Source organism: Ornithinimicrobium flavum, assembly GCF_004526345.1.
In the GTDB taxonomy this organism is placed as follows: domain Bacteria; phylum Actinomycetota; class Actinomycetes; order Actinomycetales; family Dermatophilaceae; genus Ornithinicoccus; species Ornithinicoccus flavus.
The window spans coordinates 2,725,133-2,740,530 of record NZ_CP038213.1 but is presented as its reverse complement, the minus strand read 5'-3'; the positions used below and the strand labels follow the sequence as shown (position 1 = coordinate 2,740,530).

11 protein-coding genes and 1 pseudogene are annotated in these 15,398 nt (G+C 72.2%); 4 read left to right on the top strand and 8 right to left on the bottom strand.

Annotation, left to right across the window (positions count from 1 at the left end):
- Position 1: 1 nt before the first annotated feature.
- A complete protein-coding gene (locus tag E3Z34_RS12855) occupies positions 2-1,507 on the top strand; it encodes a tripartite tricarboxylate transporter permease (protein WP_134773926.1) in 1,506 nt (501 codons plus the stop codon).
- Between the two features lie 12 nt (positions 1,508-1,519).
- On the opposite strand, the gene E3Z34_RS12850 is transcribed toward E3Z34_RS12855, so the two are convergent.
- Positions 1,520-2,803 (bottom strand): MFS transporter, encoded by a 1,284-nt coding sequence (locus tag E3Z34_RS12850; protein WP_238695165.1) that lies wholly within the window; start codon positions 2,801-2,803, stop codon positions 1,520-1,522.
- On the bottom strand, positions 2,796-5,015 hold the full coding sequence (locus E3Z34_RS12845; protein ID WP_134773925.1) for an NADP-dependent isocitrate dehydrogenase: 2,220 nt from the start codon (positions 5,013-5,015) through the stop codon (positions 2,796-2,798). The genes E3Z34_RS12850 and E3Z34_RS12845 overlap by 8 nt, the downstream gene beginning before the upstream one ends.
- Before the next feature lie 103 nt (positions 5,016-5,118).
- On the opposite strand from E3Z34_RS12845, the gene E3Z34_RS12840 reads away from it, so the two are divergent.
- A complete protein-coding gene (locus E3Z34_RS12840) occupies positions 5,119-6,012 on the top strand; it encodes a universal stress protein (RefSeq protein WP_158288682.1) in 894 nt (297 codons plus the stop codon).
- A gap of 16 nt (positions 6,013-6,028) precedes the next feature.
- On the opposite strand, the gene E3Z34_RS12835 is transcribed toward E3Z34_RS12840, so the two are convergent.
- The 6 genes and pseudogenes from E3Z34_RS12835 to E3Z34_RS12810 form a co-directional block, all read right to left on the bottom strand.
- Positions 6,029-6,727, bottom strand: coding sequence for a type 1 glutamine amidotransferase (locus E3Z34_RS12835; RefSeq protein ID WP_134773923.1), 699 nt, complete (start codon positions 6,725-6,727; stop codon positions 6,029-6,031).
- On the bottom strand, positions 6,724-7,938 hold the full coding sequence (locus tag E3Z34_RS12830) for an ABC transporter ATP-binding protein (protein WP_134773922.1): 1,215 nt from the start codon (positions 7,936-7,938) through the stop codon (positions 6,724-6,726). The genes E3Z34_RS12835 and E3Z34_RS12830 overlap by 4 nt, the downstream gene beginning before the upstream one ends.
- A complete protein-coding gene (locus tag E3Z34_RS12825) occupies positions 7,935-8,945 on the bottom strand; it encodes an ABC transporter ATP-binding protein (RefSeq protein ID WP_476703880.1) in 1,011 nt (336 codons plus the stop codon). Before E3Z34_RS12825 ends, E3Z34_RS12830 begins: the two co-directional genes overlap by 4 nt.
- A gap of 71 nt (positions 8,946-9,016) precedes the next feature.
- Entirely contained in the window at positions 9,017-10,042 is a 1,026-nt protein-coding gene (locus E3Z34_RS12820; RefSeq protein WP_134773920.1) for an ABC transporter permease, read from the bottom strand.
- 10 nt (positions 10,043-10,052) lie between these two features.
- A pseudogene (locus E3Z34_RS12815) lies at positions 10,053-11,062 on the bottom strand (ABC transporter permease).
- A gap of 76 nt (positions 11,063-11,138) precedes the next feature.
- Entirely contained in the window at positions 11,139-12,845 is a 1,707-nt protein-coding gene (locus E3Z34_RS12810) for an ABC transporter substrate-binding protein (RefSeq protein ID WP_134773919.1), read from the bottom strand.
- Between the two features lie 159 nt (positions 12,846-13,004).
- On the opposite strand from E3Z34_RS12810, the gene E3Z34_RS12805 reads away from it, so the two are divergent.
- Both E3Z34_RS12805 and typA read left to right on the top strand, forming a co-directional pair.
- Entirely contained in the window at positions 13,005-13,433 is a 429-nt protein-coding gene (locus tag E3Z34_RS12805; RefSeq protein WP_134773918.1) for a (deoxy)nucleoside triphosphate pyrophosphohydrolase, read from the top strand.
- Positions 13,434-13,464: 31 nt separating this feature from the next.
- A complete protein-coding gene (gene typA / locus E3Z34_RS12800; RefSeq protein WP_134773917.1) occupies positions 13,465-15,393 on the top strand; it encodes a translational GTPase TypA in 1,929 nt (642 codons plus the stop codon).
- Positions 15,394-15,398 lie beyond the last annotated feature (5 nt).

The following is a 15,398-nucleotide window of genomic DNA, read 5'->3' as shown; positions in this document are numbered from 1 at the left end:
GATGGACTCCCTCGGTCTGCTCGGGCAGGGCTTCGCCCAGGCGCTGACCCTCACCAACCTCATCTTCGTGGTCGCGGGGTGCCTGCTCGGCACCGCCGTCGGGGTGCTCCCGGGCCTCGGCTCGTCCATGGCGGTGGCCCTCCTGCTGCCGATGACCTTCGCCCTCGACCCCACGGCCGCCTTCATCATGTTCGCCGGGGTCTACTTCGGTGGCCTCTTCGGGGACTCGACCATGGCCATCCTCATGAACACCCCCGGCCAGGCCTCGGCCATCGCCTCCACCTTCGAGGGCCATGCGATGGCCCGGGACGGACGGGCCCCGCAGGCGCTGGCGACCGCAGCCATCGGTGCCTTCATCGGCGGTCTCACCGCCTCGGTGGTCGTGGTCTTCCTGGCGCCCCAGCTGGCGAGCTGGTCGGCGAACTTCGGACCGGCCGAGTTCATGGCGCTCTCCCTGTTCGCCTTCGTCGCGACGTCCTCGATCGTGGCCGACTCGGTGCTGAAGGGCCTGGGGTCCCTCGTGCTCGGGCTGATGATCGCGGTGATCGGCATCGATGCCTTCACCGGCACCGAGCGGTACACCGCGGGGGTCCCGGCCCTGTTCGACGGCATCTCCATCGTCACCGTGACGGTCGCGGTGCTGGCCCTCGGTGAGGTCTTCCACGTCGCCTCGCGGATCCGTCGTGACCCCGAGGCCAAGCAGTTCCGGGTCTCCGGCCGGCCGTTCCTGTCGGCGGCCGAGGTGCGTGAGGCGGCTCCGGCGTGGCTGCGCGGCACAGGGATCGGGCTGCCCTTCGGCGTCATCCCGGTCGGTGGGTCGGAGGTCCCGACCTTCATGGCCTACGACCTCGAGAGACGTCTGGACCGCCGACGCGCCCGGCCGCAGTTCGGTCAGGGCGCCATCCGGGGGCTGGCAGCCCCGGAGGCAGCCGGCAACGCCACGACCGGGACGGCCATGGGCGCCCTGCTCGCCCTCGGGCTGCCCGTCTCGGCGACCGCGGCCATCATGCTCGGGGCGTTCCGGCAGTACGGCCTCCAGCCGGGACCGCTCCTGTTCGACCGGGCCCCGGACCTGGTCTGGAGCCTCATCGCCAGCTTCTTCGTGGCGCTGGTGGTGCTGCTCGTGATCAACCTGCCGTTCGCCCAGCTGTGGGCCAAGCTCATCCTCATCCCGGCGCCCTACCTCTACGCCGGCATCACCGTCTTCTGCGGGCTGGGCGTCTACGCCACCTCGGGCGCGCGCTTCGACCTGCTGCTCCTCCTGGCCATCGGGGTGGCGGGCTTCCTCATGCGCCGCCACGGTGTGCCGCTGGCCCCCTTGATGATCGGTATGGTGCTGGGTCCCCTGGCGGAGACCTCGATGCGCGACGCGCTGCTCGGCTCCGGTGGCGACTGGTCGGTCTTCGTGCAGAGCCCCATCGCGGTGGTCATCTACGCCCTGCTGCTGGTCGTCATCGCCCTGGTCGTCCGGTCCCGGGTCACGACCCGCACCCGCCGGGACGTCTGAGTCCGCTGACGCTCAGGCGGCCAGCTCGTCGTCGACGTAGACCGGGCGGGCCACCCGCAGGCCGGCCAGACCCAGCGCGACCCCGCTGGCCATGAGGAGGAGCAGGACCAGGGTCCAGTCGCCCGTGGCGCCGTGGATCATGCCCACCGCCATGGGCCCGACGGCGGCCAGGACGTAACCGACCGGCTGGACGAACCCGGACAGGCGGGCCGTGACCTGCGGGTCCCGGGTGCGCGCCGTGATCAGCGCGATGGTGGTCGGGAAGGCGAAGCCCGCCAGTCCGAGCAGGACGGCCCAGAGCCAGGGGACCGTGGCCGGGGCCAGGAGGAGGCCGGCGTACCCGGCCACGCACAGGGCACCCATGGCGAGCATCCACGGCGTGAGGGTGCGAGACCGCGCGATCACGGTGGGCATGAGGAGGCCACCGAGGATCCCGAGGGTGGTGAGCAGGGCGATGAGGGCCCCCGCGTGCACGGCCGACAGCCCCGCGTCCCGGTAGATCTGGGGCAGCCAGCCGAACTGCACGTAGGCGTTCATGGCCTGGATCCCGAAGAGCAGCGTCAGGGCCAGCGCGGTGGGTGAGGTGGAGATGTGCGCCTGCCGCGCCCGGGGGAGGGGCAGCCGGCCACGCCGTGCCCGGCGCTCTCCCACCAGGGCCGGGAGCCAGGGCAGGAGGGCGAGGACGGCGACGGCACCCCATACCCCGAGGGCGGCACGCCAGCCCCACGTGGCGGCGTAGGCGGAGGCGATCGGCGCGGCGAGCAGAGACCCCAGGGCCCCGCCCAGGGTGAGGCCGGCGCCGTAGATGGTCATCAGGACCACGCCGCCGTCCGAGCTGTGCCGCTTGATCCAGGCGGGGGTGAGCACGTTGCAGACGGCCATGCCCCCGAGGGCGAGCGCGGTCATGGCCAGGAAGACGGGGACCGAGCCGGTGAGCACCCGCCCCAGCAGCCCTCCGGCGACCGCCACGATGCCGAGGAAGATGCCGGTGGTGACGCCGATGCGGCGGGCCAGCCCGACCGCCAGCAGCCCGATCGCGCCGAAGCAGAGCCCCGGGAGGGCGGTCATCAGCCCGGCGACGGTCCCGCCCATGCCCAGGGAGGAGCGCAGCTCCTCCAGCACCGGGCCCACCGAGGAGGCGCCCGGCCGCAGGTTGACCGAGAGGAGCACGATCGCCGCGGCGGCGAGGAGCGGGGGCGCCACGTAGCGCGGGGACCCCTCCGGCGAGTCGGACGCGGCGGGGCGGACCCGGTCGGGCCCGCCCCGCCGCTCCTGCTCGGGGAGCTGGTCAGCCACGCAACGCGTCGATGACCGCGTTGAAGGTGGCCGAGGGGCGCATGGCGGCGGCGGCCCTGGCGTCGTCCGGGTGGTAGTAGCCGCCGAGGTCGACCGGGCTGCCCTGGACGCCGAGCAGCTCGGAGGCGATCTGCTCCTCCTGCTCGCCCAGCTGGGCCGCGACCGGCGCGAACCGCTCGGCGAGCTCGGCGTCCTCGCTCTGCCCGGCGAGCTCCTGGGCCCAGTAGAGGGCGAGGTAGAAGTGGCTGCCGCGGTTGTCGATCTGACCCAGCCGGCGGGCGGGGGACCGACCCTCGGTGAGCACCCTCTCGGTCGCCCGGTCCAGGGCGTCCCCCAGGACCCCGGCCCGCGGGTTGTCGTCGCGGGCGGCCAGGTGACGCAGGGACTCGGCGAGTGCCAGGAACTCGCCCAGGGAGTCCCAGCGCAGGTAGTTCTCGGCCTGGAGCTGCTGGACGTGCTTGGGGGCCGACCCCCCGGCGCCGGTCTCGAACAGGCCGCCGCCGTTCATGAGCGGGACGACCGAGAGCATCTTGGCGCTCGTGCCCAGCTCGAGGATCGGGAAGAGGTCGGTGTTGTAGTCGCGCAGCACGTTGCCGGTGACCGAGATGGTGTTCTCGCCCCGGCGCAGCCGGTCGACCGAGACGCGCGTGGCCTCGACGGGGGAGAGGATCTGCAGGTCCAGCCCCTCGGTGTCGTGGTCCTGCAGGTAGGTCCGCACCTTGGCGATGAGGTTGGCGTCGTGGGCCCGTGCCTCGTCGAGCCAGAAGATCGCGGGGTCACCGGTGGCCCGGGCCCGGGTCACGGCCAGCTTGACCCAGTCGCGGATCGGCTCGTCCTTGGTCTGGCAGGCCCGCCAGATGTCCCCGGCCGCGACCTGGTGGTCCAGGAGGACCTCGCCGGAGGAGCTCAGGACCTGGACCGCGCCGTCGGCGGCGATCTCGAACGTCTTGTCGTGGGAGCCGTACTCCTCGGCCTTCTGGGCCATCAGGCCCACGTTGGGCACCGACCCCATCGTCGTCGGGTCGTAGGCCCCGTGGGCCTTGCAGTCGTCGATGACGACCTGGTAGATCCCGGCGTACGACGAGTCCGGGATGACGGCGAGGGTGTCGTCCTCCTCCCCGCTCGGGCCCCAGAGCTTGCCGCCGTTGCGGATCATGGCCGGCATGGACGCGTCCACGATGACGTCGCTGGGCACGTGCAGGTTGGTGATGCCCTTGTCGGAGTTCACCATCGACAGCCGCGGCAGCTCGGCCAGCCGGGCCTCGAAGGCGCCCCGCACGTCCTCGGCCCGCTCACCCAGGGCGTCCAGGCCGGCCAGGATCCCTCCCAGCCCGTCGCGGGAGGAGAGCCCGGCGGAGGCCAGCAGCTCGCCGTGCTCGGCGAAGACGTCGGCGAAGAAGGTCTCCACCGCGTGCCCGAAGATGATGGGGTCGGAGACCTTCATCATCGTGGCCTTGAGGTGCAGCGAGTAGAGGACGTCCTCCGCGGCGGCGGCACCCACCTGCTCGGTGAGGAAGGACCGCAGCGCCCGGACGTCCATGAAGGTCGCGTCGACGACCTCGCCGGCCGTGACCGCCAGCCCCTCCTTGAGCACCGTGACCTCACCGTCGGGGCCCACGTGCTGGATGGTGAGGGTGTCGGGGGCGTCGAGGACCACGGACTGCTCGTTGTGGGCGAAGTCGCCCTCGTCCATGGTTGCCACCCGCGTGCGCGAGTCGGCGCTCCAGGCACCCATCGAGTGCGGCCGCGAGCGGGCGTAGTTCTTCACCGCGTCGGGGGCGCGGCGGTCGGAGTTGCCCTCCCGCAGGACCGGGTTGACCGCCGACCCCTTCACCTTGTCGTAGGCCGCCCGGATGGCGTGCTCCTCCTCGGTGCGGGGGTCCTCCGGGTAGTCGGGCACGTCGTAACCCTGCCCCTGGAGCTCGGTGATCGCCGCGCGCAGCTGAGGGGTCGAGGCCGAGATGTTGGGCAGCTTGATGATGTTGGCCTCGGGGGTGGTCGCCAGCTCACCCAGCTCGGCGAGGGCGTCGCCCTGCCGCTGCTCGGCGGTGAGCCGGTCGGGGAACTGCGCCAGGATCCGCCCGGCCAGAGAGATGTCGCGGGTCTCCACCTCGATGCCGGCCGCGCCCGCGAAGGCCTCGATGATCGGCTTGAGCGAGTAGGTCGCCAGCAGCGGCGCCTCGTCGGTGCGGGTGTAGATGATGGTGGACATCTGGTGAGGTCTCCCGGTCTGGTCTCGGTCAGGGCGCCCCCCAGTCTACGGAGCGGGGTCGATAGACTGGACCCACGGTTCCGCGCACATGGAGGTGATGGCGGTGTCGCACAGGCTGGAGCGTCCGATCGTCGTGGGAGTGGCCGGGCCCGGCGCGGGGGATCTGCCGCTGACCTGGGCCGCGCGGATGGCCGCCCGCACCGGGGCCGAGCTGGTCGTTGTCCACGCCAGCGACCCGGAGTCGGTCGCGGCCAGGATGGCCGGGGCCGAGATCGTCGCGGTCAGCGCGGTGCTCGAGGCCGAGGAGGAGACCGTCGCCGGGCTCCGGCAGCACGTCGGGCAGCTGGCGGCCGAGCTCGGCATCGCGGCCCGCGTGGAGACCCGGCGCGGGTCTCCGGTCAACGCCCTCCTGGACCACCAGGAGGAGGCCGCGCTGCTGGTCGTGGGCACCGGTCGCAAGGGGGCGCTCGAGGAGTTCATCCTCGGGAGCACCTCCCTCGGGGTGGCGGCCCACTCGCGGACGCCGGTCGCGGTGATCAACCCGGGCGTCGACCTGTCGTCGCTGACGCACGGCCGGGTCGGGGTCGCCGTGGACGGCAGCGCCGACAGCGCGCGGGCGGCGCGGGCGGCGTTCGCCTACGCCGCGCTGACCGACTCCTCGGTGACGGCCCTGACCACGTGGTACCTCGAGATGGTCGGCGGGTATGTCGTGACTGAGCCGGACAGCCCCGAGTGGGCCCGGCTCGAGGCGGAGCGGACGGCCATGGTGGAGGCCACCCTGGCGCAGGCCCGCGAGCATCACCCCGAGGTGGAGGTGAGCGTCGAGGTGCGGCGCGGCCCGATCGTGCCCACCGTCAAGCAGGCGGCGGCCGACTGGGACGCGATCGTCGTCGGGAGCCGTGGGCTCGGCGGCGTGCAGGGCCGGCTGCTCGGGTCGGTGAGCCAGCGGCTCATGCGCTCGGCTCCCTGCCCGGTGATCGTGGCGCGCGTGGGCTGAGGTCCGGAGGCGTCGCTCAGCCGGCGAGCACGACCTGCGCGAAGCGGCCGAGGAGCTGCTCCCAGGCGCGGTGCAGCTCCGCCTGTCGCTCCTGCACCGCCGTGAGGGCCGCCTGCTCGCGCTCGGGCTCCCGGTCGTCGCGCCATTGCTCCACGACGGCGGGGGTGACCTCGGGGTGGAACTGCACGCCCCAGGCCCGCGGCCCGAACCGGGCCGCCTGCACGTCGCCGTCCCGGGACCGGCCGAGCGGGACGGCACCGGGAGGCAGCCGGGTCACGACGTCGTCGTTCCAGTGCAGGACCGGGGTGCCGGCCGCCAGGGCGCCGGTCAGCGGGTCCGACCTCCCCTCGTGGGTCGGGGCCCAGGGCTGCAGGCCCACCGTCCGGCCCCGCGGGTTGCGCCTCACCTCCCCGCCGAGCGCCACCGCGGTGAGCTGGTGGCCGAGGCAGACGCCCAGGACGGGCCGACCCTGACCCACCGTGCTCACGAGGAGCTGCTTGGTCGAGATGAGGTGGGGGTGGGCGTGGTCGTCACCGGCGCCCATGCGGCCTCCCAGGACGAGGAGACCCGCGTGCTCGCCGAGCTCCGACGGCACCGCCGCGCCCTCGTCGGCGGCCCGCACCTCGCACCTGAGGCCGGCCGCGGCGAGCCAGGGGACGATCATCGCCGGAGGGCAGTCCCGCTCGTGCTGCAGGACGAGGACGGTCGTGCTCACGCCCCGTCGCCGACGCCGGGGTAGGCGACGTCCTTCGCCCCCAGGGAGGCGTCCTCGTCGTGCGCGGTCGCGGAGGGGTCCGTGACGTCGGTCACCGAGACGCTGTGCGGCCGGAGCTCACCGCTGGCGATCTGCTCGGCCCAGTGGCAGGCCACCCGGTGGCTGGCGGGGACCCCCTCGACGGCCACGGTGCGCAGCTGCGGCCGCTCGGTGTCGCAGCGGGTCTCCTGCCGCCAGGGGCAGCGGGTGTGGAACCGGCACCCCGACGGCGGGTTCGCGGGCGAGGGCAGGTCGCCGACGAGCAGGATCTGCTCACGCGTGTCCTCGATCTCGGGGTCCGGCACCGGCACCGCGGACAGCAGCGCGCGGGTGTAGGGGTGCAGCGGCGACTCGTAGAGGTCGTCCGCGTCCGACTCCTCGACCAGCGACCCGAGGTACATGACGCCCACCCGGTCGCTGATGTGGCGCACCACGGCCAGGTCGTGCGCGATGATGAGATAGGTGAGGCCGAGCTCCTTCTGCAGGTCGGCCAGCAGGTTGATCACCTGCGCCTGGACCGAGACGTCGAGGGCGCTGACGGGCTCGTCCGCGACGATGAGCTGCGGGTCGACCGACAGGGCCCGGGCGATGCCCACGCGCTGGCGCTGCCCTCCCGAGAACTCGTGGGGGTACTTGCTCAGCGCCGAGGGGGGCAGGCCCACCTCGTGCAGCAGGTCGGTGAGGCGCTCGCGGGCCTCCCCGCCCTTGGTGAGGCCGTGCGCGCGCATCCCCTCCAGCAGCAGCTGCTCCACAGTCTGCCGCGGGTCGAGGCTGCCGAGGGGGTCCTGGAAGACCATCTGCATGTGCCGGCGCTGGGTCCGCAGCTTCTCGCCCTTGAGCGAGGCCAGGTCCGTGCCCTCGAAGACCACCTGGCCCTCGGTCAGCTCCTCCAGGCGCAGGATCGCCCGGCCGAAGGTGGACTTGCCGCAGCCGGACTCGCCGACCAGGCCGTACGTCTCGCCCCTGCGGATCTGCAGGTCCATCCCGTCCACGGCGTAGACGTGCCCGACGGTGCGGTCGAAGACCAGCCCCTTCTTGATCGGGAAGTGCACCTTCAGGCCGCGCACGTCCAGCAGCACCTCCGGGTCGGTGACCGCCCCGGCGTCGCCGGTGCCCCCGGCTGCCGTGGCGGCGGTCCCGGCCGGTGACGGCGTTTGGTCCGGTGTGCTCATGGGGTCTCCTCCTCGACGCGACCGGGGTCGGCCGACCCGGTCGGGAGCGGGTTGTGGCAGCGCAGCAGGCGGCCCTCGTCGGCGGTGCCGGCGTCCGGCACCAGCTCGGGCGTCCGCTCGCGGCAGACGGCGATCTCCGAGGCGCACCGGGGGGCGAAGGCGCAGCCGCCGCTCCACGGGATGTTGTCCGACACCGACCCGGGCACGGGGGTGAGCCGTCGTCCCCGCTCCTCGTGCAGCCGGGGGATGGAGGCCAGCAGGCCCCCGGTGTACGGGTGGCGGGGACGGGCGAAGAGGTCGTGCCGCTGCGCCCGCTCCACGATGCGCCCGGCGTAGAGGACGTTGACCTCGTCGCACAGACCGGCGACCACGCCCAGGTCGTGCGTGATCATGATCAGGGCCGTGCCCGACTCCTGGACCAGCTCGCGCAGCAGGGCCAGGATCTGGGCCTGGATGGTGACGTCGAGCGCGGTGGTGGGCTCGTCGGCGATGAGCAGCCGGGGCTCGCAGGCCAGGGCCATGGCGATGAGCGCGCGCTGGCGCATCCCGCCGGACAGCTGGTGGGGGTACTCCTTGAGACGGCGGGTGGGGTCGGGGATCCCCACCTTCCTCAGCATGATGCCCGCCTCGCGCTGGGCGTCCGCGCGGTTGCGTCCCTTGTGCCGCTGGATGACCTCCGCGACCTGCACCCCCAGGGGCACCACGGGGTTGAGGGAGGACAGCGGGTCCTGGAAGATCATGGCCAGGTCGCGGCCCCGACGGTCGCGCAGCTGGTCGGCGGACATCGCGAGCAGGTCCTCGCCGGCGAAGGTGGCGCTGCCGCCGACGGTGTTTCCCCGTGCCGGCAGGAGCCCCATGATGGCCAGCGACGTCACGGACTTCCCGCAGCCGGACTCGCCGACCAGGCCGACCGTCTGCCCGGGGTAGACGTCGAAGTCGACCCCGTCGACCGCACGGAAGGACGTGCGCCCCCGACCGAAGGTCACGCTGAGGTCGCGCACGGACAGCAGGGGCTCCCCCTCGCGCGACCCGGGGGTGCGGGGTGGTGGTGGTGGGCTGGGCGGTCACTGGTGCCTCCTCAGCGGCGGGACTTGGGATCGAGGGCCTCGCGCAGCGACTCGCCCATGAGCGTGAAGCCGAGGGCGACCACGATGATGCACAGGGCGGGGTAGACGGCGACCTCGGGGTGGGTGTTGAAGTACTGCTGCGCGCGGCCCAGCATCTGACCCCACTCGGGGTCGGTGTCGTCCGCCTTGCCCAGGCCCAGGAAGGACAGCGCGGCCGCGTCGATGATCGCCACGGCCAGGACCAGCGTGCCCTGGACGATGACGGGGCCGATGGAGTTGGGCAGCATGTGGCGGAAGACGATGGCCGGGGCCCGCACCCCGAGCGAGCGTGCCGCGAGGACGTGGTCGCTGTGCCGCTGGGCCATCATCGACCCGCGCAGCAGGCGGGCGAAGACCGGGACCTGGATGGTCGCGATCGCGATGATCACCGTCCACTGGTTGGGCCGGGCGAAGAGCGCCGCCAGGGAGAAGGCGAGAAGCAGCGAGGGGATCGAGAGCATGACGTCGACGATGCGCATCACGACGGCGTCCATCCACCCGCCGATGCCGCCCGCGAGGGTGCCGAGCACGACGCCTCCGGTGAGCCCCAGCATCGTGGCCACGACCCCGACGATGAGGGTCTGACGCGACCCCACGATGAGCCGGGAGAGCATGTCCCGACCGGCGTCGTCGGCCCCCAGCGGATGACCGGGCTGCGGTCCCGGTATGGGGTTGGACGTCGTGCGCTGGTCGATGAGCAGGCGGGCGGCCGGGTCGTGCGGCGCGATCCACGGGGCGAGGATCGCCAGGAGCACGAAGGCGGCGATGATGACCGCGCCGAGAACGAAGACGGGGTCACGCCGCAGGCGGCGCCACGCGCTCTTCCACAGGCTCACCCCCTCCTCGTCCGTGAGGGTGCCGGCCTCCGCGAGGCGGTCGATGCGCTCCTTGCGCCGGGCTCCCAGCCGGGACCGCTGGTCGCCCGGACGCTCCGTCGGCGGGCGGTCGGAGGCGGGACGGTCGGTGGTCGGGTGGTCACCGGGTGACAGGTCGGTCATGCCGCGCTCCTCAACGGGTCCGGACGCGCGGGTCGATGATCGCGTAGGCGATGTCGACCAGCAGGTTGACGACGATGTAGATCAGGGCGGCCATGAGGATGACGACCTGGAGGACGGGGTAGTCGCGCCGCTCGAAGCCGATCGCCAGCGCCTGCCCGATCCCCTGGAAGGCGAAGACCTTCTCGGTGAGGATCGCTCCCGCCAGGAGGGCGCCGATCTGCAGGCCGACGACGGTCACCACGGGGATGAGCGCGTTGCGCATGATGTGCCGCACCCGGATGGTGCCGGGCGTCAGGCCCTTGGCCCGGGCGGTGCGCACGTAGTCCTCGTCCATGACGTCGATCACGGCGGCCCGGGTGATCCGGAAGATGATCGCGAACGGGATCGAGGACAGGGCCAGCGCCGGGAGCAGGACGTGCTTGAAGGCGTCCCAGGCGGCGTCCCACTCCCGCGTGAGCAGGCCGTCCAGGATGTACATGTTGGTGATGTGGGTGGCGTTGATGCCCACGCTCTGCCGGCCCGAGGGGGGCAGCCAGCCCAGCTGCACGGCGAAGATGTACTTCAGCACGTAGGCGAGGAAGAACACCGGGACGGCGACACCGACCAGGGAGAAGATGACGCTGCCGGTGTCGAGCGGACCGCCACGGCGGCGGGCGGCGATGTACCCCAGCGGGATGGCCACGACCAGGGCGAAGAGCATGGCGACCAGGCTGAGCTCCACCGTGGCGGGAAGCGCTGGAGGAAGACGTCGAGGGCGGGCTCGCCACGGTAGACGCCGTTGGACACCCCGAAGTCCCCCTGCAGCACCCGCTGCAGGAAGCGCCAGTACTGCACCGGCAACGGGTCGTCGAGCCCGAGCTGCTGGCGCAGCCGGGCGGCGTTCTCGGGGGTGGCGCGCTCACCGAGGAGGGCGCTGACCGTGCCGCCGGGCAGCGAGCGCAGCCAGGCGAAGAGCAGCACGCTCAGCACGAAGAGCGCCAGCAGCGCCTGCAGCGAGCGGCGGATGATGAACCTCAGCACGTCGCGGTCCTCTCCAGGTCAGGGCAGAGGGCCCCGCCCTCCCCGGACGTGCCGGGGAGGGCGAGGCCCCTGGGGGTCACTCCGAGATGGTGACGGTGGAGAAGTCCTCCGCCGTCAGCGGGCTCTGCACCAGACCCTGCACGTTCGGACCGACGACGATCGCCGGCGGGCTGTGCGAGATGGGCAGGCCGGGCAGCCACTCCGGGCTCATGATGTTGGCGTTGAGCTCCTTGTACAGCTCCTCACGGGCGTCCTCGTCGGCCTCGGCGTCGGCCGCCGCGATGGCGTCCTGCAGCTCGCCGTGCCAGTCGTAGGCCGAGGTGCCGAACTGGTTGTCGTCACCGCAGAAGAAGGCGCAGAGGAAGTTGTCCGCGGAGTTCAGGTCACCGGTCCAGCCCAGGAAGAAGGCCGGGGCGCGGCTGGCCTGCGTGTTGTCGATGTAGCCACCGGCCCACGGCTGGGTGATGGTCTCGACGGTGATGCCGGCGGCCTCCCAGTCGGCCTTGACCGCGTCGTAGACGCGCTGCGGGTCCGGCATGTAGGGCCGGGTGACCTCCGAGGGGTACCACAGCTCGATGGTGAGGTCGGACTTGCCGGCCTCCTCCAGCAGCTGCTTCGCCTTGTCCACGTCGTACTCGTAGGCCTCGATCGACTCGTCGTAACCGCTCACGGTGCTCGGCATGAACTGGGTGGCGACCTCAGCACCCTCGGGCAGCTGGGTGGAGACGAACTGGTCGCGGTTCAGCGCGTGGTAGAGCGCCTGGCGCACCAGCGGATCCTCGAGCTGCGGGTCGGCGACCGGGTTGAGCGCCAGGTAGAGGATGTTGAACGGGTCCCGGATGAGGACCTGGTTGCCGTTGTCCTCCAGCGCCTGCCAGTCGACGGGGTTCGGGAGGTCGTAGCCCTGGATGGTGCCGGCCTCGAGCTCCTGACGACGGGCGTTCTCGTCCGGGATGATCTTGAAGACCAGCTCGGACACGCCCGCGGCGTCACCCCAGAAGTCGTCGTTGCGCGTCAGCGTCACGGTGCCGCCGGCGTTGTCGTAGGCCTCGAACTTGAACGGGCCCGTGCCGGTGGGGTGCTCCTGGGCATACTCCGGGAAGACGAAGGCCTCACCCTCCAGCGCGATGCCGTTGGCGTCGTACTCCTCCATCGCCGTGGGGGACTGGATCGCGTAGGAGGACTGCGACAGGACCATGGGGAACTTGCCGGTCACGCGGCTGACGACGATCTCGGCGGTGAGGTCGTCGGTGGCCTCGCAGGACTCGTAGAGCGAGTCCTCGCCGAAGCCGAAGTCGTTGCCGTAGTAGTAGGCGCCGGACGGGCTCTGGCCCGCCTCGTTCTGGTCGGCCCAGCGCTCGAAGTTGGCGCACACGGCCTCGGCGTCCATGGGGGTGCCGTCGTGGAAGGTGACGCCCTCCTGGAGCTCGAAGGTCCAGGTCAGGCCGTCCTCGCTCTCCCAGCTGGTGGCGAGCTCGGGGACGGCCTCGGTGCCGCCCTCCTCGATGCCGATGAGGTTCTGGAAGATCTGGCGGGTGACGCGGAAGGTCTCACCGTCACTGGCGTAGAACGGGTCGAACGTCGTCGGGGCGCCCGCGGCGCCGAAGACGAAGGTGGCGTCGCCGGCGGGTGCCTCGTCACCGGCACCCTCGGTCTGGGTGGCGTCGCCGCCGTTGTCGGCCTCAGCCGGGTCGTCCGTGTCACGCGCCGAGTTGGCGCAGGACGTGAGGACCAGGGCGAGCGCGGCGGCGGTCGCCAGCGCTCCGACCTTGCGGTTCTTCATCGTGCCTCCTACAGGTGGTCGCCGGACGGCAGGTCGGTCCGGCACGGAGGAAGCCCACCACACGGCGGGCCGGATGGGAAGAGGGCGCGCCAAGTCGTGACGGGACCGTGATCTGCGACGACAGGGAGGTCCACGCGTCTCTCCGGGCAGGATGGGGGCATGCAGCACCCGCAGCCTCCCGCACCGGTGGTCGTCGCCGCCGTGGCCCTCGTCGACGACCTCGACCGCCCCACCAGGGTCCTGTCCGCCCGCCGCACCGAGCCGCCGTCGGTGGCCGGGGGCTGGGAGTTCCCCGGGGGCAAGGTCGAGCCGGGGGAGGAGCCGGCGGCGGCGGCCGTGCGCGAGGTCCGCGAGGAGCTGGGGGTCGAGGTCGAGCTGGGGGAGCGGGTCGGGGGGCCCTGGCCGTTGTCCGGCGCCGCCGTCATGCACCTGTGGTGGGCGGTCGCCCTGCCCGGGCAGCCGGAGCCGAAGCCCCTGGAGGACCACGACCTGCTGCGCTGGCTGGCGGCACCGGAGCTGTCCGAGGTCCCCTGGCTGAGCGCCGACCTCCCGATCGTGGAGCACCTGCGCGGGCTGCTGCATACCTGAGCATCGCCCCGCACCTGCGACACTGGAGGTTATGCCTTCGAACGACACCGCCTCCGGCGTGCCCACCGCCCGCCGCGAGGACATCCGTAACGTGGCGATCGTCGCCCACGTCGACCACGGCAAGACCACCCTCGTCGACGCCATGCTCACCCAGGGCGGCGCCTTTGCCGGCCACCAGAAGGAGGGCACCGAGGTCGAGCGCGTCATGGACTCCGGCGACCTGGAGCGTGAGAAGGGGATCACGATCCTCGCCAAGAACACGGCCATCCACTACGCCGGCGCGCACGCCCCGGCCGACGGGATGACGATCAACATCATCGACACCCCCGGTCACGCCGACTTCGGCGGCGAGGTCGAGCGAGGCCTGTCCATGGTCGACGGGGTGGTCCTGCTCGTGGACGCCTCCGAGGGTCCGCTCCCGCAGACCCGCTTCGTCCTGCGCAAGGCGCTGGCCGCGCACAAGCCCGTCGTGCTCTGCATCAACAAGGTGGACCGTCCCGACAGCCGGATCGCCGAGGTCGTGGACGAGGTCTACGCGCTGTTCATGGACCTGCTGGACGACCACGACCCCGAGCGGGTCGAGGAGGCCCTGGACTTCCCGGTCGTCTACGCCTCGGCCAAGGCCGGCCGCGCCAGCCTGACCCCCCCGACCGACGGGGGGATGCCTGACCACCCCGACCTCGAGCCGCTCTTCGCCACGATCCTGCAGACGGTGCCCGCACCCGTCTACACCCCGGGCGCACCCCTGCAGGCTCACGTCACGAACCTCGACTCCAGCCCCTTCCTCGGGCGGCTGGCCCTGTGCCGGGTGCACGAGGGCGAGATCCGCAAGGGCCAGCAGGTGGCGTGGTGCCGACGTGACGGCTCGGTGCAGCGGGTCAAGATCACCGAGCTGCTGCTGACCGAGGCGCTGGAGCGCCAGCCGGCCGAGGTGGCCGGGCCCGGTGACATCATCGCGATCGCCGGCATCCCCGAGATCACCATCGGCGAGACCCTCGCCGACCCCGAGACCCCCGTGCCGCTGCCCCTCATCACCGTCGACGAGCCCGCCATCTCGATGACCATCGGGACCAACACCAGCCCGCTCGCGGGGCGGGCGAAGGGCACCAAGGTCACGGCCCGGCTGGTCAAGGACCGGCTGGACAAGGAGCTGGTCGGCAACGTCTCGTTGCGGGTCCTGCCGACCGAGCGTCCCGACGCCTGGGAGGTCCAGGGTCGTGGCGAGCTGGCGCTGGCCATCCTCGTGGAGCAGATGCGGCGCGAGGGCTTTGAGCTCACCGTCGGCAAGCCCCAGGTCGTCACCAAGGAGGTCGACGGCAAGGTCCAGGAGCCGGTCGAGCGGCTGACGATCGACGCGCCCGAGGAGCACCTCGGCACGATCACCCAGCTCATGGCCGCCCGCAAGGGCCGCATGGAGCAGATGACCAACCACGGCACGGGCTGGGTGCGGATGGAGTATGTCGTGCCCTCCCGCGGGCTCATCGGCTTCCGGACCGAGTTCCTCACCGAGACCCGGGGCACCGGCATCGCCCACCACGTCTTCGACGGCTACGCCCCGTGGTTCGGGGAGATCCGCACCCGGCAGTCCGGATCGCTGGTCTCCGACCGCACCGGGGTGGCGACGTCCTACGCCATGTTCAATCTGCAGGAGCGGGGCACCCTCTTCGTGGAGCCCGCGACCGAGGTCTACGAGGGCATGATCGTCGGCGAGAACTCCCGGGCCGACGACATGGACGTCAACATCACCCGGGAGCGCAAGCTCACGAACGTCCGGTCCGCCGGGGCCGACGTCCTGGAGCGGCTCGTGCCGCCGCGCCTGCTCTCCCTCGAGCAGAGCCTGGAGTTCTGCCGCGAGGACGAGTGCGTCGAGGTCACCCCCGAGGCGGTGCGTGTGCGCAAGGTGATCCTGGACCAGAACCTGCGGGCGAGGGCGGCGTCGCGGGCCAAGAACCAGGGGTAGGCGGC